Source organism: Kineothrix sp. IPX-CK, assembly GCF_039134705.1.
GTDB classification, from domain to species: domain Bacteria; phylum Bacillota; class Clostridia; order Lachnospirales; family Lachnospiraceae; genus Kineothrix; species Kineothrix sedimenti.
This window is the reverse complement of record NZ_CP146256.1, coordinates 1,297,027-1,321,281: the sequence shown is the minus strand read 5'-3', so window position 1 is coordinate 1,321,281 and position 24,255 is coordinate 1,297,027. Positions and strand designations below refer to the sequence as shown.

Below are 24,255 nucleotides of genomic sequence, written 5' to 3'. Positions count from 1 at the left end.
TCGTCATCGGGACCCCGGCTGATATCTCCGCAGTGCCTCAATCCGCTCCAGCAGGGTATCCAGCAGATAGGGCTTCACCAGATAATCGCTGCACCCGGCGCCGTAGCCCTCGGCAATGCGCGCCTTTTCGGCAAGACCGCTGGACAGCAGGATGGGGATGTCGCTGTACAGCCGCACCTCCCGGCAGAAGTCGAAGCCGGAGCCGTCGGGCAGCTCCGCGTCCAGCAGCAGGAGATCGGGCGTTTCGGATTCCAGCAGCGTGCGGCCTGCCGCAAGGCTGCCCGCCTCCAGCATTTGATACTCTGTCCGCATGGCGGCAAAGGCCATGCGCAGTACCCGCCGCAGTTCGTCGCTGTCGTCGATTATTAGGATTTTACAGGGTTCCATGTCCGATTCCTCCCTCCACTTTGTATCGGTCTGGACGGCACCGCTTTTTCAAAAAAGGCTTGACAAATCCAAAACACTTGTTCCACTGGACAGCATTCCTGCCCTGCAACCTCTCCAAGAAAAGGCGAAACCGGCTTGAATCATTACTGATTCAGCCGGTTTTTCGCTGTTTTGCCTGTCGCTATTCATTTTATCATACAATTACAAAGAAACACACTTTTTTGAACCTCAACTTTTCGCAAGGTCGGATTGTGCCGCCAGCAGCCGGTATCCCCTGCCTCGTACCGACTCAATATCCGCCGCCGTGCCTGCCACCAGCTTTTTGCGCAGACGGGAGATATGCTCCCATACTGTGCGGACATCGCTGACCGTTTCCATATCCCACAGCTTCTGATACAATTCCTCCGCAGACAGATACCTGTCCATGTTACGCGCCAGATACTCCAGCAGGGTATATTCCATGTGCGTCAGCAGCAAATCCTGTCCGGCAAGATACGCTCGCCCGGCGGTGCCGTTCAGCTCCAGTGAACCGACGCGCAAAGACTCCGGCACAGGCTGCCCTATTTGCGTGCGGCGCAGGAGGGCTTCAACACGCGCCAGCAGCTCCTGCATGAGATAGGGCTTTGTCATGTAATCGTCGCCCCCTGCCCGCAACCCGGCAATCACGTCCTCCGGGGCGTTCATGGCGGAGAGGAACAGAATCCGTGGCGCGTTCTGCCCGAATATCTCCCGGCAGTAGTCCAGCCCGCTGCCGTCCGGCAGCAGAATATCCAGCAGGAGCAGGTCGGGTTGCTCCCGCTGTGCCAGCACTCGTCCTGCCTCCAACGTGTCCGCCTCCAGCACACGATAGTTCTCCATCCTGAGTTCAGCGGCATTGGCTCGCAGAATATCCGGGTTATCTTCGATCATCAAAATTGTCGCTTTACTTGTCATGGTTGGTTCCCTCCTTTCGCAAGGGGCAGCGTAAAGCGTACCGTGGTGCCGCTGCCGCCGCTTTGTATGTCGATTTGTCCGCCATGCTCCCGCACAATTTCCCTGCAAATGGCAAGGCCGAGGCCGGTGCCGCCGTTTCCCGAAACACCCCGCTCAAACACCTGTGCCAACAGCTCCGGGGGAATGCCCTTGCCGCTGTCGGCCACACAGAACACCGTCTGCCCGTTCTGTTCGTCCTGCTGGGCGGACAGGGCAATGACACCGTCCCGCATCTGCCGGTTAGCGTTGGTAATCAGGTTTAACTGCACCTGAAAGAGTTCATCCGGATTGACCCGCAAAGGAATGTGCGCCGGATGGCACGCTACGGTAATCTGATTGTTATGCCCACGGCAGAGAGCCTCGCAGTAGTCCGCCGCACGGTGGAGCAGTGTATTCGCGTCGGTGTCGGTCAGGGTAAGCTGGCGCTCCTTTTCCAGCGACACCTTCATGAGCTGTTCCACCAGCCGTCCCAGCCGCACCGCTTCCTGCTGGACACGGTCTAAATTCTCCTCGGTCTGCTCATCCATGGCATTCCTGCGAAGCTGGCTGATGGTCAGCCCCGCATAGCTGCTGATGACCGCGAGGGGGGTTTTCATTTCGTGGCTGATGTTGTTTAAAAAGTCGATTCTGGCACGGTTCAACCGCTCCAGCATCCGGTTGGTTTCCTGAATTTCCCGCTGGCTTTCCCTCACTGCATCCAGCTCCTGCTCTGTGCGGGAAAAGCTCATCACCAGCGCCAACATGTTGAGGAACAGAAACACCACCATGCCCACCGCCTGATAGGAAAGCCCGAACAGCAGCAAAGCCCGCTGGTGGGCGAAAATATCCGCCGCCGAAAGTAAGGCAAACAGGATCAGCCCCAGCAGCAGGAGCCGCCGCTCCGGCTTTGACAGTGCAAAGGACAGTGTTCCCCGCAGGGCACGCCACAGCATCGTGAGCAGCAGATATGCCACAAAGCCTATGTAGGCAAGGGACAGCTCCACCGGATACCGGGTAAACACCGTGGTGGGAGCAAGGCAAATAAACATAACACAGCCGCCGCAGAACACAGCGAAGCTGCGCATCGCCCATTTGTTTGCCGCACCGGGGAACAGACTGGCGATGTACAGCGATGCAAAGAGCGCCATCAGACAGGTGCCGATGTAAGACAGACGAATTTCCAGAGCCCAGCTCAGCTCCGGCAGCAGAATCGGCAGGAGGCCGGAGCCTATAACCCGCAGGGCGATGCAGCCGCAGAGCAGCGAAAACCAAAGCAGATATTTGTATCGCTCGAAAAACAGGAATAGCCCGAAGAAAAACAGCATAATTGCGGTCAGTCCAGCGATCACCGCCGTGGTCTGGATGGTAGAAAGCTGTTCGTTTCGGACAATACTTGTTACTTTGCCGATATCAATGGGGTACAAACCGCCGCCGTCCGCGTGGACGAAGTTGGAATAGTGGAAGATAATCTCGGTGGTGTCCCCTTGGGGCAGAAAGGCTTCCACAAAGCGGGCGGTTTTAGGCACGGTTGTTTCTGCGCTGTCACCGGGAATACCGATGGCGGAATATTCCTTGCCGTCGATGAACAGGCGCTGGGCATAGGAGGGGTTCTTGGCGGCGATGGCGTAGACCTCACCGGGCGGAAGCCGAAGCTCCATCCGCAGCGTGCCGTAATCTCCCTGTGCGCCCTCAGTACGGTCATATAATATGCCGTCCACGGAAATGTTTCCGGCGGCAAAATCCTCCGAAGTGTAGAACGCGCCAGCGTATATGTAGATGGAGCCGGTTGACTCTGTGGCGACCTGTGCAATACTGCTGTCAAAATCGAAGTCCGTCAGGTCTGTCAGGCCGGGCTGCTGGGCGTTCACCACTTCAAAGTGTATGGCGCACAGGCGGGTAACGAGTACGCACACCAGCGCCGCTGCCAACAGATACACCGTCACCGAAAGCATCCCTTTGAACTCATGATTTTTATTCTGATTTATGCTGCGCACAGTGCTTTTACCTCCATCCATTCTTTACTTAAAATATTTTGTAAACGAGCGTTTATGTTTTAATTATACAGGGAAGTACCGTTTCCGTCAATCATTTGGCCGTCGATATTTTGCACCTGAAAGCATAGGCTTTTTTCGGTTGATATGTTAGAATAAAAAAATAGGAGGGAATGTCGTGAGTGAAAAAAATAAAAGCAAACGAGAGGAAAGGAAACTCTCGATGATTCCCTGTTTTATGAAGATATTTTGTGAGCAGGGACTGGACGGGGCGTTTATGCGAAAGCTGGCGCCTGCCGCCGGTGTATCTCTGGCGCTGTTATACCAATATTTTGAGGACAAGGACGACATCATTCGCCAGTGTACCCTACACTATCATGAACGGATTCAGCGAGAGCTGACCGGTATTATTTTTCGCTGCATCGACCGGCCGGAGGAAATGCCCGACCGGATACTGCAATACATCGACAGTGTGATTGACATCTGTCGGTTTTTATTGCAGGTGATGGCGCACCCGACCTACTGCGCCATGATGGATGAGAGCGGACGTCAGGTGGAGGAGCATATCATGGAGGTGGCAGGGCTGCTGCGGGAAAGGCAAGGACTGACGCAGGAGGCGGCGACCGGAGCGGCCTTTCTGCTCAACAGCACGGTAAATGACTATATCCTGAAAAAATCAAGGGAGAGCTTTTCGGTGCAGTTCGGGGCGATCCGGCTGCTGGTTTGGGGGGAGTGAGACTCTCATAACGGATGAGAAAAAAAGCGGGAAATGATTATCTAAAGCAAGTATGTAAATACTTATTTTCCGCTATTTATACCAGTTCACATGAGTAGTTCAAGGGGGCTGCAAAATGACCCCCACCCCCGTCCACTGAAAAGCAGATGTAAAGCAAGGAAGAAACTGCCCTGCCGCTTCTCTTATTTTGTCTGATAAATGATGGAAGGTCGGCATTCCTGATATTTCAGAATGAACGGGGGTGGTTGTTTTTTTCTTTGTGGAACGTGCGGTAGAAACAAGCTCAGTTCTCGCCTCTGTGGTTATCTGTTTCTCTTGCGTTTCACTTTTCAAGGTATCAAAGGTGATATGTATCACCTCGGCCTTATACTCACCTGTCACTGATCCTGTAATGGCAGGCTCTATGTAATCCTCATGTGCGAGGGTATTATCGTTGTCGGGCATAGGCATCTGCTCTACAAAAAGCAGGATATACAGGTTAGAGCTTTGCCCACGGTTTCTTTCACGAAAACGTGCTTCCTTTTGAATGTAGCCTGCGTCAGCCAGCTCCTTTAGGGCACGCTTTACCGTAGATACAGATATATGAAGCTGCTTGGCCATGGTCGGGATGGCCGGAAAACAGGTCAGGTCTTTGTTGGACCGGTCAATCAGGTAAATCAACACGGAAAGCGCACGGCTTTTCAGATTGCTGGCATACGCCTGTTTTTTCAGTTCAGCTTGCTTGGTCATCATCGAAATCCTCCTTACGCCGGGGCGTTATGCCCCGGCGATATACTTTGTCATCATCGTTTTGTACTGTTTGGAATTACTCATGCCGTCCGTAGGTTCAGGCTGATAGTCCAAAAACAGCACCTTGTGAAAATCACTTTGCAGAATAGCCGCATAGTCACTCCTGACGGCTTCATGGGTAAAGGGGCAGAGTACATAGGCATCTGCGGCTTCCAATCGTTTCAAAAACCGCATAGAATTGGGCAACTCATAAGGCTTTGTGCCGCATACGATGAGCAGCAGTCCCACACCATTCGCCCTTTCATTTGGATTTGGCTGATAGCCAAAATCATGGACGATAAAGTTCACAGGCTCTGCCGATGGTTCCATACCGTACCGGACTCCATCCAGCCGCCAACCCTCCCCGGTCTGTTCCATTTCATAGGCGGCAGCCATGGCGGTTAAAATACTGCTTTCACTTTCCTCCACATAGCAGACAGAAGCCCCCACAGCCGCCAGCCACGCACAAAGACCGATTGCGGTTGTGGTTGCTCCCATTCTCGGCTGTGAGGAAAGCACGGCGATATGGACATTCTCACAGTCAAAACGATAGGTTTTCCTGCATCCTGTTTTTTTCGTTCTCTCCTTGGCAGCGTAACGCACCATGCCCTGTTTACTCAGGCACTCTAAAATCTCAAGCTGGATTTCCGCAATATCAGTAGAGCAGACGATATTGCCCACACCGCTTTCCAGCAGAGAACGGAATAGAGGACTATTCTCCGCAAGCCCCTCGCAGATTACGCTAATGCGAGGGTTATACATGGTCAGAAATTCTTCTATGGCCTCGGCAAATTCTTCATCGCTGTCCCCAAAGGCAACACGATCCAGAACAACTTCGGTCACATGGGAAAAGTTCCGCATATCATAGACAATAAATTGCTTCAGAACAAAATTGCCCACCATTTTTTTGATGGGCATTTCACTGTCAGCATGATACAAGCCGGTAAAATCCAGCAGATTGGTGTGCTGCGTAGATGAAAGATATAAAATCATGTTTAGCCTCCCTGTCAGTTTCCAATCGCCCAAAATGGGCCTCCTGCGGCGGCGCCTTTCCGAGCCTCGTTTATTATCAGTGACAGATCCCACTCCTGTTGGCTGCGTTTGTGGCTGGCAGGGTCAGCCACAAGGATTTTCCCCTCGCTGGTAACACCCCGGAGGACGATAAAGTGCCCGCTGTTTGTAAAATGCCCCTTGCTCATAATGGCAACCACCAGCTTGCCGGACGAAAGGGTATCCACAATATCCTGTGCGGACAAATTCCCTTTGCAGGATAGTCCATATCCTTTAGCGGCTGCTGGTATCAGGCTGTGATAGGAGCCGTTACCTTCGCAGCGGTGTCCGTTTGCCACGGACCAGTTTGCCAGTTCCACGGGATCATGGGGTTCTCCTGTCAAGGTGGATATGGCAATCGACATAGCTGTTGGACCGCAGCCGCCCTCCCCGATGGTGCCGGATGTTCCATACATGGTGTTCGCCCAGCGTTCATCAAGCTGGTTGTAGTAAACCACCTCCATGCCGCCGTCTGTAAACACAATTCCTTCGTAGGACTGCCCGATGCCATCCATATAATCCTGTTCGTGAATACCCAACATCTGATTGTAGCCATACTCCTTTTGAAAATCCTCCACCACCGACAATTCATCACCGATCAGCCACTGCGCCAGTACGGAAAATGGACTGGTAATCAGGTAGAGGATTAAGGCAATGAGCATTAAAAAGGTAACTGCCGGGACCAAAATAATAATGAGCAGGCGCTTCCGTGCCTGCTCATCGGTTGCGGCCTGAGCCGCTATCTGTGTCAATATTTTTGCGGTCAATGGGTCTACTGCCATCAGCGCCCACCCGCCTTACCCATATACATCATCTTGTAATCCGGAATCTCAAAGTTAATATGCAGGCGCTTTGCACCCACCATAAAGAGTGCGTGTCCTCGCTTCCGAGCCAGCAAAAGTTCCTGTTCTGCTTCGGTGAGGTCGTATAGCTTGGCCGTTTCTTTTAGATTGGGGCCGTCTGTTCCCATCAGGAGCTTGTAGCAAGGAATATCAAGGAGAGCCTGCCCATACTGCTTGATGCTTTCAGAGAGGAAGTCAATAACGCTGTGGGAGATAATAGCCAAGGCTGCTTCATACTTTCTGGCACGCTTCATGGCGTTTCTCAGATAAACGAGGGATTGCGGCACTTTTTGGTCAATCATCAAATAAGCCTCGTCACAAATCAAAAGCACTCGTTCCTCCCGGTTCCGACTCATCTGCTCCCAGCAGTAGGTCAGGAGATTAAAATACTGTGTTCGTTTAACATTATCGCTGGTTCCTTGCAGTGCATTTGTATCCAGACAAACGAATTGGCTTTCGCTCGTAATAGTGGTGTGACCATTCCAAATGAAGCTGTCGGAACCTTCGGCAATGTCATAGAGCAGCAGGGAGAGATCGGCATAAGCCTGCCTGTCCTGTTCGGTATCCGCTTTTTCCTTTACCAGCTTATAGAGGTCGGAAAAGATGGGAAAGTCCTCTGGAGAAAGTGCCGCCACATCAGTGTCCCATGTGATATTGAAATTGCGGTACAACTCCACAAGGCTCTTTTTGAGAACCGCCTTTTGCATATCGGTCAGTGACGGAATGTAAAGGCTGAAGAAAATTTCAAGGTTCTTCATGTGGAGAGCCAGGTCATTCATGCCGTAGCCTTCATCACGGTACAGCCTGTCAGCTTCCTTTTCCTGCTCATCATCACGGGGAGATGGACGGACCTGGAGAGGATTAAAACGGCCACCGGCGCCTCCCACAGCGTTGACCCAATCGCCGCCGCAGCCGAGATTATAGCAGAGGTCTTTATATTCGCTTTCAGGATCGATTACAATAATTTTTGTGCCTTTCATGTATTCCGACATGATAATATGCTTGATGGCGGTGCTTTTGCCTACCCCGGAATTGCCCATGATGACAAAGTTGCTGTTTGTCCTATCGCTGCCGCGCCGCCAGATGTCAACAATAACAAGGCTGCCGCTGGCGTCCAGTGCAAGGTAGTAACCCTCTCCATCATTGAAACCGGAGCTGGCAAAGGGAAAGCCGCCTACGAAGGTGGAAAGCGGTACGATTTTTTGCAGGATACTTTCGATTTTTCCATTGGTGGGAAAAGACGGAGAAATATGCTGAAAGCACTCTTTTTGCAGATTGGGAATGACCCGCATTTTGCATTTGAGAACACTGATGATACTCTCCGCACGGCGGCATACCTTTTTGAAAGTACGCTCGTCCTTAGAAATCGGCATGACGGATACACTCATCAGCCCCACGGTTTCCCCCTCACGGTCAATCTGCATGATGATTTTTTCGCCGTCCTCGGCAGCCTTTTCCGCACGCTGGCGCGATAAGGGGTCTTTGGCTCCTTCCGCAAGTCCTCTCTGCTGTACCACGCTTCGGGAAATGGCGTTGATGAGAGTGGCATTGTCCACCGGCTTAAATCCAATGGATACAATGGTTGATGGGATATTGGTTATTTTAGAAAGCCACTCCGTTTCCACCTTTTGAGGATAACGGATCAGGCCGTAAATCTTACCGAGGTTTTCCCCCACGGAAAGGCTGTTCTTGGTAAATTCCAGCCCCACAGGGGTAATCACATTGAGCAGGGCTGAATTTACAATATCACGTTCCTGTACTGCTTGTTTTTTAAGCATAAATATCCTCCTTTAGCGCGGGGATGCTGGCCTCAAAGTCCGTATCCTCTAAATGGGTATAGGAGGGGTTGTTGACAAGGTTCAAAAGCCGCATGATTTCCTTTTCCGTCAGTATGTCGCAGCCGACTCCATTGGTGGTAAACTTCTCCGCCAGCAGGGATGCCCGTTTGAGTAAATCCTTTTCCACGCCGTCCTCATAGCGATCCCAAACAGAAATATAAAACTGGCGTTCTACAATTTCGCCGGACAGGGCAAAACTGCTCATCTGCAAAATTTCCTGCCGTAAAAGCTCTTTCCGCTTATCATCAGCGGTTTTTAACATTCCCTGCATATCGGAAATCAAGGGGGAAATATCTACAGGGCGGCTTACCGCCATAAATTTGAACGGGTACTGAATGTCCGATAGCTCGGCGGTGATCTGCTTGATTAGATTGTTTTTTTCGGCTTTGCTGTATAAATCAATGCTGATTGCATGGACACGCAGATAAACCAATACCAAGCCATCCTTGGTGTATAGGTATTTGTCTTTTACATCCCGCACGTTGATAAACTGCTGTGCGGTCTGAATGGCGATTGCTGTTTCGTCTGACACCGGCCGTTTCTTCGCCGTTTTCAAGAACAAAAGCAAAAGACCGCCACCCACAAGGGTGACGGTCAGCATAATAATCGGGAATAAAAGTCCCTCCATTTATCGTTCCTCCATTTCTTCGGCGGCTTCCTCGTCAAAAGCCTCCTGATCGAGCAGCCGCCGGTAGCGTTCTCTGTCCTGCTGTGCCTGCGGTGAATTTAGGTATTCCGTCAGCCTCATATCTCCACGGGCAGACTCCAGCTTTTCCTCAAGGCCGGTACTGCGCTGATAGATGGTAAGCATCCTGCCAAAATCCTCGATTCCTCGTTCTTCCGCATGGGCAAGGAGCTTTCGCACGTTATCCAGCCCCACATCAAGGTCGATGGAAAAACTGCCCATGGTGCGATACCACGGGCAGTTGGGGTTGTATTCCATCATAAAGCAATTCTGATCAAGGTCAAATACCATACGCATTTCAAGTTCGCTGCGCTCCGCATAAGACTTATTGTATTGGGATATTTCTGTGGGAGCAATCCTTTGGCAGAACATATCCGCATCATCCAGCCGGGGATTCTGATATTGTCCGGCATAGTCCAAATGTTCAAAAACCCGGTGTATGGGCTGTGACGGAGAAAATGTCTTTTGAAGCTCCTGCGCCTGAAGCATACGCAATAGCGGGGATAAGGCATTAGCCCCATAGTGAGCCGAAAAGTAGTTGTTTTCGCCACTTTCCCGAATGATGTAAATTGCTCGGTTTCCCATAAGCCACCTCACTTTATCGGACGAATATGCCAATCACTGAAAAGTGAATCTCGAATGGTCAAGTCATCCGTCAGGTTGATTTGCAGCATTCCGGCCGGTGTCCATGCGTCGATACATTCCGCATAGGTCGTGTATCGTCCGTCAGGAAACCAAACCGGGGAAAAGTGGCAGGGGCGGCCATAGGTGCTGTACTTGTTTTTCTGAAATTCAAAGGTACTGGAATATCCGGTATTCAGCCGTTTGAGCAACCTCCAATAAGTCGTATAGTTAAACTCAGGGAAGTATGCCACCACGTTCTGCGCACCAGTGATGTGACTGCTGGGTGCGGAGGAACGGACCTGTGCCGACACGTTGGCATTTAGTCCATATCCGCTTTTCATTGTCTTGCCAGAAGCCGTAGGCGATTTTGCATCCGGCTTGGTCTGCATCTCTGCGGTCAGGCTGGCCGAATAAGAGAGCCAGGCGTATTCCCACCATCCCTCATCTTCCCACCAACCATCCTCATCCTCGCCGCCGCTGTGCCATACCCAATACTCATGCCACCAGCAGTCCCATTCCCCCCATGTCAGGGAAGTCACGTTCGGCTTGTTGGGCTTGGATGGGATAGAAAACCCGTCATTGCGGTCATTGGCCTGCGGATCGGGTGGAGGATTCTTATCGAGGTCTACAATTTGTGCCACAATCTCGCTGCTGCTCACAGAGCAGTTACTGGAAACGGTAATCGTGATATATCCCGGCTCCTTTGGGGTACGCCATTTTACCCACGCAAGCTGCGAACCGCCGTCAGGGATATAGATACTGTTATGGGAATAGGTGCTTCCGTTGATGGAAAACCGTGCGTATGCAGGATTATCCGGCGTTTTTTGTGAACCGGTCGAAAGCGTAACAGCCGTGACCACCTCGGTATCACAGCGGTAAATCACATTGTTTTCCCTTGGCGGTTCAGGGTCAGGCTCGGAAAAACGGATAATGCCCAGCCCCAAGTTTGCAATAATGGTTTCATCATTCTGCGCCTGTGTGGTAGACCCACCCCATGCAGGGAAGCCCAAATCCGGGGTTTCAAGGAACATGGACAGCGGCAGATTTTTGTGAGATAGGGATACCATCTTGCTCCGCAGGCCGTTTCCCACCTGTTTGTTGTAAAGAGCCGCTTCGGTTGCAGTCATGGCAAACATAACGCTGTTGTACTTAAAATACGCTATCGGCTCCAAAAGAATTTTGTACTCCCCGCCGATCAGGGTGTCATAGTCAAAGCCTGCGGCATTCGCTATGTCCCGAATGGTTCCTTCACGACAAAAATAGTTTCGGATAGCTGTAATGTTGCTGGAGCCGTTTGAGCTGATAATGCGGGGCATGGCGTTTGCTGGCTTAAAAGATGTGTAGCCGTTTTGCTTTGGTGACAGTGTAGAACCATTTTTATAGCTGATTTTGCTTTGATATTGAAAATGAATAGCTATATCTCCATTTGAGCCATTCGACAAATCAATTGGCGTTGATACTGGTGTGTTGTCGCTGTCACGAATAATCGTGATACGGACACCATCGCGTCCCGGCGTCCATGAGTTCTGACTGGTTCCCTGATTCATGCCGCCACCGCCGCCGTCAATGTTGGGGTCTGCGGCAAAAGCGGGAACAGACAAAGAAAAAAGCATTGCCAGTAAAAGCAATGCACAAATCAATCGTTTCAAGTTCTCACCTCCAAAGTGAAAAGGGATACAGCCATCAATCGCTGTATCCCTTTGGATAGGTTATTCCGTTTTACATATCGCCAACCGGCTCACCGGTTCCGGCGTTGGGGGCAGTTTTTGTTTCGTTTTCTTCTCCGCTATCTTCAACCCAACCAAATCCCGGAACATAGATTGCGCCATCTGAACGCTTTTCTCCGCCCTGCGGCTGCTCCTGTTTCGGTTCAGTTTTAGGAGAATTGGCTGGCGGAGGACTGGACGGAGGAACGGCCTCTGACGGCGACTTCGGTTTTCCATCAGACGGCTTGCTTACCTGTCCCTGCGGTTCATTGCCGGCAGGCGGCGCAGGCTGTTCCGGTGTTTCTGACGGCGTGACCTCAGATGTGTTACCATCCTGTTTGACCTCTGGCGTTGTTTCCGGCTTAATCTCCGGCACAAAAACCTCAACCTCGGCAGGGGGAGTACTTTCCGCAGGGGTTTCCGGCGGTTGACCTCCCATATTGCTGATGTAATAGAAAAGTCCTCCTGCAAGGCAGACTGCCGCAAGGGACAATGCGGTAATAACCGCTTTTTTCTTGGCTGTATAACTCTTTTTCATATGATGGCCTCACTTTCATATTGTTATGAATGGTTCAGCCCTATTTACCCATATCGCTGTTTTTACCCAACTTCATTATATCCTGAATCTTCCTGCGCGTCCAGACATTTCAGGGGGCAGAAACCGTCATTTTAGAATTTAGGCATATAGGCTGACCGTGTACGCAATTCCATCTGTAACGGCGGGAGCTTCCCCCAGCCGAAGGACAGAGGAATTTCAATCGTAATGCGGGCGTCCGCCTCCAGATTGTTGTCGGCGTTCCCCGGCGTCAGGGGTGCGTTGGACAATTCCACCCAAAGCCCTGACAGGCGGTATTCGTAGCCCTCGGCCTGCCGCTTGATGTGGTAGCCGTCCTGCTCATCCGTGCCAAGCAGATTGTTAAGGCGGTAATACACATCATCATAGTCAAGGTTCTCCTGCCAGCTATCGCCGGACAGGATATAACCGCCGGAATACCCCTCACGCAGTCCGTTGTAGGCTTCGTCATAATTGGTGGTGACTACGGTGATAACTGCCTGCTGGAGTCCGTCACGGACACCCTGCACGATGATACCCAGCCTGAAAAACTCCGAGATGGCACAGATCAGAAGCAGCAGCCCTAAAATTAAGGCAACCGTCAGGGGCGTTGAACCGCCATTTTTATTTTTTATGATTTTTTTTAGTCGCATAAGCTCTGCCCCCTTTACTTGTAATAGACTTCGGATTTTCCGGTTGCCTTGGCCTGAAGCTCGATGGGGAACGGACCAAAGATGAAAAAGCCAATGTCCACCGTATCGGTCAGAACCACCTCAATATCTCCGTTAAGCTGTACCTTTCGTCCGCTGTAATAGTCACAATCCCAGCGGATGTCCGGGTCAAGGCCGGTCTGCTCCCGCATATCCAAGATACGGGACTCCACGCTGGTGCTTCCCTTGATTTCCGCTTCACGCACAATCTCCGCGGCGAAAATATCAAGCTGCTGCTTTGTGGTAAAGACCGGAAACAGGGAAACGGCAAAGGATACCACCAACAGCAGGCAGAGAATACCCACGGCCACATCTAAATAGCCCTCGCCTCGTTTTGATTTCAGTGTTTTTCTAAGCATAGCCGCACCCCCTAAAACATTCCCGACATGGCGCCGAGAATCTGATACCCCATGACCCCCATATACAGGAGCAGCATACAGCCAAGGAGCAGGAAGGAAAACTTGCGGATTTTCGGTGGGCGTTCCATAGCCAGCCGTTTCAATCTCTGCAATTCCAGTTGCTTGAGATCATGGGAGAGCATTTGAAAGAATACCACACCGTCGTCACCCCGGAGTACGCCAATCAATCCCCGCACAATGTCTGACAGCATGGCACTGGACACTCTGGCCTCAAACCGGGTCAGCGCCCCCTCGAAATTACCGGTACGCATATCCGAGGTGGTAATGGCAAGCTCGTTTTTCATGGCTTTTCCTGCGTTCTTCTGATAATGCTCCAAAATAGAAAGCACATCACGGCTTGCTTTCAGCTCCTGTACCAGCGTAGACACAAAGCGGGGCAACTCATATTCAATGTCCTGCCGCCTTGCTGTAATGAGCTTTTCCGCCTTGGTGCTTTCCGTAAAGTACACGGCAATCCCAATAATCACGAACACCGGCGACAGGATTGGCAGAAACAGCAGGCATGGAACAACACCTAAAAAGATCATTCCTGCCTTTACGATTGCCTGTGCCGCATACACCTCGGCAGTCATGGGGATTTCAGCGGATTTGAGAATTGCGGTCAGCTTACGTTTTTTGTAGTCGTCCATGGGCAGGATTTTTGACAGCTTAACCGCCAGTTCCATGATAAAGGCATCGGAATCCCGTGCCTGTTTTCTCGTCTTTTTACCCATGCCGAGAATTGCCTTGGTTGCCTTATAGGTCGGTACACTGAGAAGTTCCGCCGAAATAAGATAAAGCCCTGCGGTCAGAAGCAGGGCAAAGAGAATTAAGATCATATTCTGCATTGTATAGCGCCTCCTTATCGCTTGTATTCAATGGGGCGTGTGTGTTTCGCAACGGCCGCCACCGATACAAAAATCATTCCGGCGCAGATTGCCAGCAGTATCTTCCCAAAGCTGGTAAACATCAAGGTGTGATACCAGTCCTTATTCAAAAAGTACATCAATGGGATACTGCCGAAAAGGAGCACCACCATCGTGATGTACTCCTTGACCGGTTCAAACAAAAGCAAGTCCAATTCAGCCGATACCACACGCATATCCGACAATTTGGCGACAATAGGCGGCAGAATATTTTTCAAGTTATAATCATCCTGACACGCTATCACCGCATCCACCCATTCATGGAAAACACTGTTGTCAATTCCGGCTTTCAAGTCCTCCAAGGCTTCCTTGGTATTGGAGTTGATGAGCTTTGCCTGCAACAAGAAGCCCCGGAACACCTCGGCCACCGGGGGATTTAGGTACGGCTGGTTTTCCTCAATGGCACGGATAATCGTGTTTTTCCCCCGAAGATAGCTGGTGGTAATGATGGACAGCGCCGTTTCCAGTTCGGTGTTGATCTGCTTCTTATGCCTGCCTGCGGTCAGCTTCACAAAGTAGAACGGCAAAAGCGCAAGCCCCACCGCCAGTACCGGCACAAGAAAGCTGTTTTTCATGGTGAGGGCAATCATAGCCCCCACCACAAACAGAAACATGGACAGGATACAAAGTGCCGTAAATTGTCCGCTTTTTCCGGTGATACGCAAAATCTCCTTGGTTTCAAGGAAAAGCAGCTTCAGTCCTTTGGGCTGCTTATTCTTTCGGCTTTTGGCAATCCTGCTTTTGAGTGTGGTGTTTCGGGGCCTCACATAAGCCGCAAGCCCCTCCAAAAAAGAAAAGGGCGATAATGAAAGCAGGATAAAGCTGCCCGTTACCGCCAGTAAAAACGCAATCGTTATGAGTATTGTCACTGTGCTAAACCTCCATTTCCTCTAAATCTTCCATCAAGTCCTCATAGCCTTTATACCTCGTCACGGTATCGGACACTTCCTGCAAATTATCCACCATATCCTGATGGGTTTCCGGCAGGCTTTGGGATGCAATCTCCTTTGCCATATCAGAAAAGCTCCCCAAGAAACCCCAGCAGCTATCGGTTTCCTCTCCATTTTCATAAAGCCGAAAGCCATAGCACTGACCGGAAAGGTAGTAGTCGTAACACTCCACCTCGGATTTCAAAAGCGCGTTGGCTTTCTCGCGGCTCTCCGGCGTCAGGCTGCCGTATTCCTTTTCCATGTCCTCCGGTGTGGCGTAAATCCAGCCTACCTGACCGGAATCCCATTCGGCGTGCTGCGCCCTTCCGATAAAAGAGCTGACCGACATACTGAGCATGGAGTGGTCGTACAGGTTCAGGGGCAGAATGATGTTCCTCTCCGCAGCCAGCGTATAGAGGTCAGCGTTTGGCAGGGCGTCCACAAGGCTTTCAAAAATCTCCTGCCGATTTACTTCCAGCCTGCCCTCAATAGAAGCCTCGTGATACCATTTCTTAAAATAGGTATCGAAGCTCTTGATTTTCCAGCTTGCCGCCGAACGGTCATACTCCAGCTTCACCTTGTCTGTCTTGCCGGATTTCACATAGGCAATGAGGGTGTCGGGCGAAACACTGTCACGCACCAGCTCCTTGAGAAAATCATTGGTGTCCTCGAAATTATGCTGATCCCCAAGGTTATACCGGCTGTGCCAGCAAATCATATGCCCGAAGTTATCGTAGTCGGTGCGGGGGTTCATCGGTTCATCATCCATCATAATTTGCAGAAGATAGGGCGCTTTATAGGCTACCATACTCATCAAATGCACCTCCCTTACGCACTTAAAAGCCGCTGCTGTAATTTCAGCGGCATACCGTTTTCTCGGAGCCGCTTGCACAGGCTCTCAGACGGTTCGTGGACCTTTTCATAGTGGCCGATGATTTTGGGCTTTCCATTCTCCGTGAGGGTATCGGTAATATTGAACCGGTACAGGGTACGCATCATGGGCGCGCCCGCCTTTACACTCACACATTCGGCAATCTCCATCAGGCGGCGGCTGTTGTCCTCCAGCTTCTTGGCAAAGGCCACCACGGGAAAGCCCCTTGTGGCAAGTCCCATCAAGGTAGCGTCATCCATGGAGCTGCTTTCTTTGCACAGCGCCGCCATGCGGTAATAGGTATCCTCGCAGCCGTTGGCGTGAATGGTGGTCAGGGAGGTATGGCCGGTGTTTGCCGCTTTAATGGCTTGCAGGCTTTCCTCGCTTTTCATTTCCGCCACCACAAGAAAATCAGGATGCATGGTAAGGGCAAGCTCCAAGAGCTTTACCATGGACACCACCTGTTTGGGATCGTCGGACTCCTTGGTAATGAAGTGAATGACATTATTAAGGACCCTGCCCGATTCATCACGCTTTACGCTGTCAAACTCACGGCAGCCTTTTTCAATGGTAATCAGGCGCTTGTCGTTGGGTATCTGATCGAGTATCCAGCTCATCAGCGTCGTTTTGCCGGAGGAAGTCGCCCCGGTCATGCACATGGAAACGCCATAATTAAAAAACACCGAAAGCATATCCAGCATTTCGGCGGTGGCAGTTCCATAGCTGACAAATTCCTCTTTTTTGAGCTTTCGGGGGTTGACAATACGGATAGACACGGACAGCCCCTTGTCCTCGTCCACAATGCCGGAGGATGTGGCGGTAATACGGATTTTATTGGAAAGATGGCCGATCACATAGGGCTTGGCATTGTCCAGTATCATGCCGGACTTGTGCAGCATACGCTTGATGACATCAAGGGCGTGCTGGGGTGAGGTAAAGGACTCCTTGGTGGGGAGTACCTCGCCGCTTGCATAGATGACCTTCACATCGTCCCATTGGTTGATGTTCACTTCCTCTACATCATCACGATAGAGGTACTTAGAGAGAAAGGAAAAGCCGGTCATTTCACCATACAGGAGTTCGGCAAGCTCCTCCGGTTCCGTACCGTCCACGCCGAGCTGCTTTTCCTCAAGATATTTGCGGATGTAGCTGCCGATCAGCGTCCGGCTCTGCTCCGGGTCATCTTTTAACTGGTCTGCATAGTTCTTGGTGATGTACTCCTGCACATCCTTCAAGACCTCGGCAAAGGGGCGCAGGCGGATTTCTCCGCCCATCAAGCCCGCATTGTTATGAATATTTAAGATATTTTGCAATTTACGTCCTCCCTTCGATTCAGGATGATTTCATATAAATGTTTCGGGCAGACCGGAGCCTTATCGGTTCTCGGTCTGCCCGGTTGGTTCCAGCTCCCGCCTTTATTGGTGTAGCAATAGGAAAAGCCGCTTGCCAAAAGGCTTTTTCCGGTTTCTCCATCCAAAATATAAGTGATGAGCCTGCTATAACCCAATGCCCTCGCCGCACGGCGGCAGGCTCCGTACAGCTTGGAGCAGGCATTGCGTGTTCCGTCCGTACAAAGCCGCAGAACCTCCACGGTCATGTGCTGGTCAATACGGCGTGATCGAGGTCTGCCTACAATGGCAACACCGCAGAGCCTGCCATTTTCATAGCAGGCAAGAGAAAAGCGGTGTCCTCTTACGGCTTTATGGTGGCGGTGGTGCTGCGTCACATAGGCATTGGCGTCCTTTAGCTCTATATGCCCGGTGGAGAGCATCAAAACTCCCCCCGGCCTTTGGCGAAGGGAAGTCGAAAGGCTATCTTGCTCTTTGCTTTTTTGGGGGATTGTGATGCCGGGGCAGCTTCAGATGTGACCTTGGGCTTGGATTTCTCCGGCTGTATCCCCAAAATGCGCCCGATTGCCGCCGAATACCCTGCACTTTCCGTCTGTGTCAGTGGCATCAGCAGGGCAAGTTCGTCAAATTGCTGTTCCAGTTCAGGTGCATAGGGCAGCACAAAATCTGCACCGCCGAGCTGCTGTGCCGCAGCCTCCCAATCCTGTCCTGTTTTGAGATTTCCGATAACGGTGCTGTGGGTATCCTTACGGAACCGGCTGTCCGCCAGCATGGGATTGTGGGTCAGATAATAGGAAACACCTTTCAGATTGGCGGTTCCCAGCTTTAGCACCCTGTCCGCCAGTTCAATGGCTACGATGGATGCCGGGTCTGCTTCAAAGGTTGATGTGCAGTCAACGATGATGTAATCTGCCAGATAGCGGAGCAAGACAAAAAACTCCACTGCTTTTTCCCTTGTGATCTGCGGATAGTGCATCAGGCTTTCTCCTGCGCAATACCCCAGCAGACTGATATAATCGCTTTTTTCCGTAGGCACACAGGCGTTCAGGATAGTGGTCTGTGTAAGCGCAGGAGCCGTTAAAAGACTTCCCAGCGAGGTATCATGGGTCACATGGGCGGGAAGTACGGCAGGGATCACCGGCGTAAAGGGGTCGCAAAATACCACAATCACATTCTTCTTCGCCGCCGAAAGCGCAAGGGCAAGTTTTAGGGCAGCGGTGGTTTTACCGCTGCCCTGACTGCCCATGACGGCAATGATTTTGCTTTCTTCCATGGTTTTGGCCTCCCTTTCTTAGTCCTGTGTATCTGGAATATTGCCGTTTGCAGACACACCCCCGGCCACACTGTCGGGAGCCGGTGCCACAGTGCTGTCATTATTTTCGGTTTCATAGGTTAAGCCCTCGCTTTTCACAGGATACAGGGCCTCCAGCAGCTTGGCTTGCTCGGTCAAAAACTTCTGTGCGTTCTCAGCACCGCCACGGTAGACCAGGGCGGCGTGAAGTTTTCCTGTCTGCTCAAGCTCCGCAAGAAGCCTTGCCTGCTGCGGTGTTGCAAGAACGGTGATGGTGCTGGCAAGCTCGGTGTCCTCACTGCCCTTGGGCTGCTCCTGAATATTGCGGTCGTTACCGCTGCTGTCGGTGGTGGCGATAATCTCAACATATTGCAGTTCATCGGGGATAAGGGTTTTTCGTGCTTCTCCCACATCACTGGCAATCAGAGAAACAATATCCCCACGCTCCAGTTTGCCGGACAAACCGGATGCAAAGCTCTTGATGGTGACGGAAATAGCTCTGTTCGTGCCGTCCAGCCCGCTGAGATATTCGTTTTTCAGTTGGGGAGTATCCGAGAGCTTGCTTTTCAGAATATAATCGCCTTTGTAAAGGTCGGCATTGGCGTATTTGCCGATGACATCCTCTTTTTGATAAATCACATCAAAGGGCAGATTGTAGCCGCCGGTTTCCACGGTGGTAATCATGCCTGCTGTAATTTCATCGCCCTTTTTGATTTCAGTGGTGACGCGCACCAGCTCCACCTTGGATTTAAGGGCGTCATTGAACATGGGCGTCAATCCAAAGCAAATGATGAGGGCTGTGATAATGCACAGCAGCCCCACCACAATTCTGTTTTTGAGTAAATCTTTCATATTGGTTTATCCTCCATATCGTTTTTAAGTTGGGAAAAGGGTCAGAAATGCCCCGAAAGCAAGAAAGGGTGCAAGGGGCAGGCTTTTTTGCTCCCTGCAAAATGCACGGTTCCAAAGCAGGGCGATTGCAAGCCCCCATATCATCATCCAGATACCGCCTGTTACGCCGAGGGAAAAGCCGCTGGCGGCCATGAGCTTTACATCACCGCCGCCGATTTTTTCCGTTTTCAGTGCGGCAATCAGGAATGGCAAGGGGACGATTAAAAACCCCAAAAGCGCAGGCAGGGGCTGAAAGTGAATCAGCCCTGCCATGGCAATCATCAAATGCAGACAGTCGGGGATTTCATAGGTCATAAGGTCAAAGACCCCGGCCACCATCAGGACCTGGCACAGCAGGACACAGCGCAGAGCCGTTGGGGTAAATTCGTACAAGCAGAGAAAAACCGCCGTCACAGTCATACTGAGAACGGCGGTTTTCGGTGCGGATTGCTTTAATATTCTGCTGATGACCATGTCGCACAGGCTTCCTGCAAACAGGGCAAGGAGCAGGCAGGCAAGAAATGGTGAGAGGTGCTCTTCAAATGCCATATCATCCCTCCATTTCTTTGACTTGCGTAATAGCTTCCCGTATATCAAGGCCGTCGATTTCATCACCAAGGCACACCCAGCCGTCATGCTGCTGTCTTGCGAACAGTTCCGCACGGGGAACATCCCCCATGAGCTGTTCAATACGGCGGCGCACCTCATCCGGTTTCTTGCTATGGTATTCCACCGGCGTATCCACAATGCAGTGAACCGCTTTGGATAAGCGTTTCGGCCTGCCCCTCGATGCGATCAGGCACAGTTCGGGGTTGGCTCTCGTCCAAAAGCCAAGTCCCCAAAACCATTTTTTCTGCTGTTTTTTGCACCGCTTGACCCAGCAAAAGCCGAGGGTTTTGTAAGTAAACCCCCAACGCTCAATGGCTTTTAGCCCCTCCAGCAGACAAGGGAATGTCACCCACAGAAACAGCACACAGTCCTTATCTGCAATCCCTGCCACATCAAGGTTATAAATGTCCTCGGCGCTCATGGTATGGTAATGGTTTTCGGCGCTGCGCCCCTGTCCCTTTTGGGAATAAACCTTATAAGACCACGGTGGATCTACATAAAGAACAGAAAACCTCATAGGCAGCCACCCGGCAGACGCGCCCCAATCTCATAGACAATATTAACCGTAACGGCATTTCCAGCCTGCCGGTAAAGCTGGGCATCGCTGATGCCTGCCGCTTTTGCACGTTCGAACAGGTAGTCCTCAAAGGCTTGCAGCCTCCAGCACTCTTTCGGCGTCAGCCTGCGGATGCGGCAGCACAAAAGAACGCCCATGCTCCCACTGGTCATCAGGGTTTGAGAACACTGGCGCCCGACACGCCCCCTGCTTCGGTGGCTGTTGGGGTAGGCCAGATTGATTCCGTCGCCGGGATACGCCATTGTGCAGCCGTCTTTTTTATCCTCCCTGATAGGCAGGCCATCTTTCCAGCCCTCACAGCAGCAAAGCAAAATACCGTGCTGATCCTGGGTTGTCAGGGTGAAACTGGGTTCTCCCGGTTCCTTAAACCGCCTGCCGTTCTGCCGCTTTTCTTTGCGGTCGGGGGTAAGGACAGCCATCACACAATCAGGGTGTCCATGGCACAAAAAGATACCGGAGGTTTCCCCCCGGTGGTTGCCAATGCCCGAATACTGCCTTGCCCGAATGCACCGGGCGGTTTCCGTGATTTTCGGCTCTATACTTAAATCAATGAACGCCGCGCAAGGAGCGATTTCTGACAAGACCGCATTTTGATCCTGATTACGGTTTAGGCCACGGGCATCGCTGGCGGTCAAAGTGCGGGCTTGGTTAATAGCCCCGGTAATACCCTCCCTGCGGTTGACTGATACGGCATAAAGCCCTGTGCGTCCGGCAAATCCGCCGCCCTCCGCTGTCAGGGTAACAGAAACACCGTTTATGTCGTAGACCCGTTTTCCTTGGCTTCCTCCGATAAGCTGCTTAACAGGCGCCGTGTTTGCTCCGCCGATAGGAAATACCTTTCGTCCACGGATTCCTCCAAAATGTCCAACAAGGTACACTCGCTCCCTGTGCTGGGGAACGCCGAAATGCTTTGAATTGACGGCCTGCCATTCACAGTCATACCCAGCTTCCCATAGTTCAGCGAGAACGGTGGTAAATGCCCCGCCATTCTCGCTTGACAGCAGATGCTTAACATTCTCAACGATAAGCCGCTGGGGTCGATTTTCGGGACTCGTGCTTTTGAGCAGGCCAACGACTGTAAAAAACAGTCCGCTTCGGCTTCCTCTAAGACCTTCCATGCGTCCTGCAATGGAAAGGTCAGTGCAAGGAAAGCCAAAAGTCCAGATTTCAGCTTTTGGAATTTCTCCTGCTCGGATTTGCTTAATGTCCTTGGCGTACCATTCGCCTTTGCAGTTTGTTCCATCACAGTTTTTTCTCACCTCCGGTTTACACATCATAGAAAAATTAGAGCCTGCATCCTCCCGGTAAGGGCAGGGTGCAAGCTCGTACAGTGCCATATAGCTTTTGTTTGCGTATTTATCAATTTCGACATGACCGACACAGGTATGTCCGCTTCTTTCGAGACCTCTACGGAATCCGCCGATTCCTGCAAAAAGGTCAAGAAACGTCAAAATTCTACCTCCTTATCTCATGTCCCATTCGTCCTGCATACGGTAGGGATAAATCTGCTGGCTGCGCCGAAACCGGAGCATATCCCCGACTTGGTCAACCACGCTTTGGTTGTTCTGGTCTTTGGTACACATCATCACCGAGCCGAAAATGCCGGACAGGACTGCCACTACGGTCAGCGCCACATTCCCGGCAATCAGCCAAAGGAGCGCCGCAAGCGCGCCGCCAAACAGGGAACCGACAACGCTCTGCAAAAGCTCCCGCCTGCCAAAACCGTTGAACAGTTCGTTTTCGGCCTTTACTCCGGTGGGGATGTAAAGGTTGATTTCATTATTCACGCCATTCCTCCTTACGCTCCATAGTAGAAGAATACAATCTCCTTGATTTGCCAGATACACTCGGCAATCACATAGAAAACTACGGTGTTTTTCGCCCGCTTCTTATACCGCGCCTGTTCTTCCTCTGCCGATTGCAGGCAGATCATGCAGTAAATAAAGCGGAACACCGCACCCAAGCGGATGAGGGAAATGACCGCCATGGAAATATCGTCGAGGGTTATCATTTCATCACCGCCTTTACTTGACCATACCCTTTGCCATACCCACAAGCCGGACGGAATGATACATATTGTTGATGACACCCGCGCCGCCTCCGCCGGTGGGAACCATAAACTCACTGAGGAAACGGGGGGTCTTGATGGCAAGCACGATGCAGGCAATACCCCAAAAGATATTCATTATGCTTACATTCATCATCATGCCGACACCCAGCTTGCAAAGGCATATCTGCACCACCACCGCAAAGGTGGTCTGAAAGAATTTGTTGATATAGGTCTTGAAAACGCCCTTGTCGCTGTCCAGTAAACCGACGCAGGCAAGAGGCAGGCCAATGCGCAGAATCATAATTTCCAGCCCTCTCATCAGGAATTGGAAATACAGCACAAAGTAGCATATCACGAAAACCAACCCGAAAATGGCTGTCACCAGCCCGAGTGAGCTGATCCCGTTTACCCAAGCCTGCCAGTTATAGCCTGTGCTTGCGCTGATTGCCGCCATCAGTTCATCCGTCAGGCTTTGGGTAATCTCGGCAAGCCAGCCGTACATGACCGGAAAGCAGACCGCCACGGCAATGGCCTGAATAAAGCGAATGACCAGATAGGCCGGTTCCGCATCCGGGTCGCCGTCCGTCCACATGACATAGCACTCAAATCCTTTTTTCAGAAATTTGAGGATAATGAGGGACACGCCAAAGCCCAGCAGAATATCAAACAACACGCTCACCATACTGCCGCCGCCTACCGCCGTCATGTACTGGTCGGCGTTTAATGTCATGGGAACAAGACCGGAGAGCATTTCATCAATGAATATCACTGCGCCGTTTAGAATCGCAACAATCAGCAGTACAAGAATTACTTCCAATCGAACATCACCTCCTTGCCCTGCGGGATGTCCCGCAGGGCATAAATTCCGTGCGGCTTACTCTGCCGGGACCGTTTCTTCCCCTTGGCTGTGGTAAACCTCCAGCACGGTGTCTTTGATTTGACCATGCAGCTCCGGTGTGATGGGAAAGCAAATGTCCCGGTAATCCCCGGCATTGGTTTTCCTGCTGGGCATAAATACGCAGGGGCCTTTTTCGCATTCGACAATGCGCACCCCGGTAATCAGAAACTCGTTGTTCAAGCAGACCGTGGCAATGGCCTTGAGTCTGCCTTCGTCACTCAAATGCGCAACGATTTTAGCAGTTACTTTCATCTTCAATTTCTCCTTTATTAGAAATCCCATTCCGCCGCATCATAACGGCAGCATGGGTCATCGTGGGTCTTACCCTCTGTAATTAAAAAGCTGTTTCACCTTGTCAACGAGGGTTGGAATTACCGTATCGTTGAACAGCATATAAAGCCCTGCCAGAAGGAGGGCGCCGATCACCACGGAAATCAAAATCTTGAGCGCCGTGTCCACAAAGCCCTCGCCGGACTGTTGGGCAAGAACCGTACCGGATTTCGCTTTGAGCTGCCGGAGCTTCCAAACGCCCGCCATGGCGGTGTCCTTTGCCTTTTCTTTCACATCGTTTACCTTGGAAATGACCTTGTTCATAATGTTTTTCATTGTGTTTGTTCTCCTTTTC

Annotated in this window: 29 protein-coding genes; 1 reads left to right on the top strand and 28 read right to left on the bottom strand. The window is 51.4% G+C overall.

From position 1 onward, the window contains the following. Window positions 1-3: 3 nt before the first annotated feature. The 3 genes from V6984_RS06255 to V6984_RS06245 form a co-directional block, all read right to left on the bottom strand. On the bottom strand, window positions 4-387 hold the full coding sequence (locus tag V6984_RS06255; RefSeq protein WP_342758920.1) for a response regulator: 384 nt from the start codon (window positions 385-387) through the stop codon (window positions 4-6). A 228-nt stretch (window positions 388-615) separates the two neighbouring features. Continuing rightward, the gene (locus tag V6984_RS06250; protein ID WP_342758919.1) at window positions 616-1,320 is read right to left on the bottom strand and encodes a response regulator transcription factor; all 705 of its coding nucleotides are present in this window, start codon (window positions 1,318-1,320) and stop codon (window positions 616-618) included. Next, window positions 1,317-3,353: an ATP-binding protein gene (locus V6984_RS06245; RefSeq protein ID WP_342758918.1), complete on the bottom strand. Its 2,037-nt coding sequence runs from the start codon at window positions 3,351-3,353 to the stop codon at window positions 1,317-1,319. The genes V6984_RS06250 and V6984_RS06245 overlap by 4 nt, the downstream gene beginning before the upstream one ends. Window positions 3,354-3,507: 154 nt before the next feature. Between V6984_RS06245 and V6984_RS06240 the strand changes: the two genes are divergently transcribed. Further along, window positions 3,508-4,065, top strand: a complete 558-nt coding sequence (locus V6984_RS06240) for a TetR/AcrR family transcriptional regulator (protein WP_342758917.1) — start codon at window positions 3,508-3,510, stop codon at window positions 4,063-4,065. Between the two features lie 99 nt (window positions 4,066-4,164). Here the strand turns inward: V6984_RS06240 and V6984_RS06235 are convergent, their stop codons facing one another. The 25 genes from V6984_RS06235 to V6984_RS06115 form a co-directional block, all read right to left on the bottom strand. Beyond that, entirely contained in the window at window positions 4,165-4,797 is a 633-nt protein-coding gene (locus V6984_RS06235; RefSeq protein WP_342758916.1) for a helix-turn-helix domain-containing protein, read from the bottom strand. Between the two features lie 24 nt (window positions 4,798-4,821). Further along, window positions 4,822-5,859, bottom strand: a complete 1,038-nt coding sequence (locus V6984_RS06230; RefSeq protein WP_342758915.1) for a hypothetical protein — start codon at window positions 5,857-5,859, stop codon at window positions 4,822-4,824. Then, the gene (locus V6984_RS06225) at window positions 5,841-6,665 is read right to left on the bottom strand and encodes a C39 family peptidase (RefSeq protein WP_342758914.1); all 825 of its coding nucleotides are present in this window, start codon (window positions 6,663-6,665) and stop codon (window positions 5,841-5,843) included. The genes V6984_RS06230 and V6984_RS06225 overlap by 19 nt, the downstream gene beginning before the upstream one ends. Next, window positions 6,665-8,503: a VirB4 family type IV secretion system protein gene (locus tag V6984_RS06220; protein WP_342758913.1), complete on the bottom strand. Its 1,839-nt coding sequence runs from the start codon at window positions 8,501-8,503 to the stop codon at window positions 6,665-6,667. Before V6984_RS06220 ends, V6984_RS06225 begins: the two co-directional genes overlap by 1 nt. After that, window positions 8,496-9,191, bottom strand: a complete 696-nt coding sequence (locus V6984_RS06215) for a hypothetical protein (RefSeq protein WP_342758912.1) — start codon at window positions 9,189-9,191, stop codon at window positions 8,496-8,498. Before V6984_RS06215 ends, V6984_RS06220 begins: the two co-directional genes overlap by 8 nt. Further along, on the bottom strand, window positions 9,192-9,833 hold the full coding sequence (locus tag V6984_RS06210; RefSeq protein ID WP_342758911.1) for a hypothetical protein: 642 nt from the start codon (window positions 9,831-9,833) through the stop codon (window positions 9,192-9,194). Between the two features lie 8 nt (window positions 9,834-9,841). Next, on the bottom strand, window positions 9,842-11,521 hold the full coding sequence (locus tag V6984_RS06205) for a hypothetical protein (RefSeq protein WP_342758910.1): 1,680 nt from the start codon (window positions 11,519-11,521) through the stop codon (window positions 9,842-9,844). A 70-nt stretch (window positions 11,522-11,591) separates the two neighbouring features. After that, window positions 11,592-12,116: a DUF6550 family protein gene (locus V6984_RS06200; protein ID WP_342758909.1), complete on the bottom strand. Its 525-nt coding sequence runs from the start codon at window positions 12,114-12,116 to the stop codon at window positions 11,592-11,594. A 131-nt stretch (window positions 12,117-12,247) separates the two neighbouring features. Then, entirely contained in the window at window positions 12,248-12,784 is a 537-nt protein-coding gene (locus tag V6984_RS06195) for a hypothetical protein (RefSeq protein WP_342758908.1), read from the bottom strand. A gap of 14 nt (window positions 12,785-12,798) precedes the next feature. Further along, window positions 12,799-13,200 carry a DUF4320 family protein gene (locus V6984_RS06190; protein WP_342758907.1) on the bottom strand — a complete coding sequence of 134 codons (402 nt, stop codon included), beginning with the start codon at window positions 13,198-13,200 and terminating at the stop codon, window positions 12,799-12,801. An 11-nt stretch (window positions 13,201-13,211) separates the two neighbouring features. After that, complete coding sequence (locus V6984_RS06185) at window positions 13,212-14,087, bottom strand: secretion protein F (RefSeq protein WP_342758906.1); 876 nt, start codon at window positions 14,085-14,087, stop codon at window positions 13,212-13,214. 14 nt (window positions 14,088-14,101) lie between these two features. Next, window positions 14,102-15,034 carry a hypothetical protein gene (locus V6984_RS06180; protein WP_342758905.1) on the bottom strand — a complete coding sequence of 311 codons (933 nt, stop codon included), beginning with the start codon at window positions 15,032-15,034 and terminating at the stop codon, window positions 14,102-14,104. 4 nt (window positions 15,035-15,038) lie between these two features. Then, window positions 15,039-15,908: a hypothetical protein gene (locus tag V6984_RS06175; protein ID WP_342758904.1), complete on the bottom strand. Its 870-nt coding sequence runs from the start codon at window positions 15,906-15,908 to the stop codon at window positions 15,039-15,041. Between the two features lie 14 nt (window positions 15,909-15,922). Continuing rightward, entirely contained in the window at window positions 15,923-17,278 is a 1,356-nt protein-coding gene (locus tag V6984_RS06170) for an ATPase, T2SS/T4P/T4SS family (protein ID WP_342758903.1), read from the bottom strand. Next, window positions 17,263-17,736, bottom strand: a complete 474-nt coding sequence (locus V6984_RS06165) for an XF1762 family protein (protein ID WP_342758902.1) — start codon at window positions 17,734-17,736, stop codon at window positions 17,263-17,265. The genes V6984_RS06170 and V6984_RS06165 overlap by 16 nt, the downstream gene beginning before the upstream one ends. After that, on the bottom strand, window positions 17,736-18,587 hold the full coding sequence (locus tag V6984_RS06160; RefSeq protein ID WP_342758901.1) for a hypothetical protein: 852 nt from the start codon (window positions 18,585-18,587) through the stop codon (window positions 17,736-17,738). Before V6984_RS06160 ends, V6984_RS06165 begins: the two co-directional genes overlap by 1 nt. An 18-nt stretch (window positions 18,588-18,605) precedes the next feature. Next, the gene (gene cpaB / locus V6984_RS06155) at window positions 18,606-19,457 is read right to left on the bottom strand and encodes a Flp pilus assembly protein CpaB (protein WP_342758900.1); all 852 of its coding nucleotides are present in this window, start codon (window positions 19,455-19,457) and stop codon (window positions 18,606-18,608) included. A 24-nt stretch (window positions 19,458-19,481) separates the two neighbouring features. Next, window positions 19,482-20,108, bottom strand: a complete 627-nt coding sequence (locus tag V6984_RS06150; protein ID WP_342758899.1) for an A24 family peptidase — start codon at window positions 20,106-20,108, stop codon at window positions 19,482-19,484. Next, the gene (locus V6984_RS06145) at window positions 20,047-20,622 is read right to left on the bottom strand and encodes an MT-A70 family methyltransferase (RefSeq protein ID WP_342758898.1); all 576 of its coding nucleotides are present in this window, start codon (window positions 20,620-20,622) and stop codon (window positions 20,047-20,049) included. Before V6984_RS06145 ends, V6984_RS06150 begins: the two co-directional genes overlap by 62 nt. Continuing rightward, complete coding sequence (locus V6984_RS06140) at window positions 20,619-22,133, bottom strand: DNA (cytosine-5-)-methyltransferase (protein ID WP_342758897.1); 1,515 nt, start codon at window positions 22,131-22,133, stop codon at window positions 20,619-20,621. The genes V6984_RS06145 and V6984_RS06140 overlap by 4 nt, the downstream gene beginning before the upstream one ends. A gap of 12 nt (window positions 22,134-22,145) precedes the next feature. Then, on the bottom strand, window positions 22,146-22,529 hold the full coding sequence (locus V6984_RS06135; RefSeq protein ID WP_342758896.1) for a hypothetical protein: 384 nt from the start codon (window positions 22,527-22,529) through the stop codon (window positions 22,146-22,148). Then, on the bottom strand, window positions 22,481-22,693 hold the full coding sequence (locus V6984_RS06130) for a mercury transporter (protein ID WP_342758895.1): 213 nt from the start codon (window positions 22,691-22,693) through the stop codon (window positions 22,481-22,483). Before V6984_RS06130 ends, V6984_RS06135 begins: the two co-directional genes overlap by 49 nt. Window positions 22,694-22,706: 13 nt before the next feature. After that, window positions 22,707-23,549, bottom strand: coding sequence for a conjugal transfer protein TrbL family protein (locus V6984_RS06125; protein ID WP_342758894.1), 843 nt, complete (start codon window positions 23,547-23,549; stop codon window positions 22,707-22,709). Window positions 23,550-23,606: 57 nt separating this feature from the next. Further along, window positions 23,607-23,912: a SpoVG family protein gene (locus V6984_RS06120; RefSeq protein WP_342758893.1), complete on the bottom strand. Its 306-nt coding sequence runs from the start codon at window positions 23,910-23,912 to the stop codon at window positions 23,607-23,609. Window positions 23,913-23,951: 39 nt separating this feature from the next. Continuing rightward, the gene (locus tag V6984_RS06115; protein ID WP_425324235.1) at window positions 23,952-24,236 is read right to left on the bottom strand and encodes a DUF6133 family protein; all 285 of its coding nucleotides are present in this window, start codon (window positions 24,234-24,236) and stop codon (window positions 23,952-23,954) included. Between the last annotated feature and the right edge of the window lie 19 nt (window positions 24,237-24,255).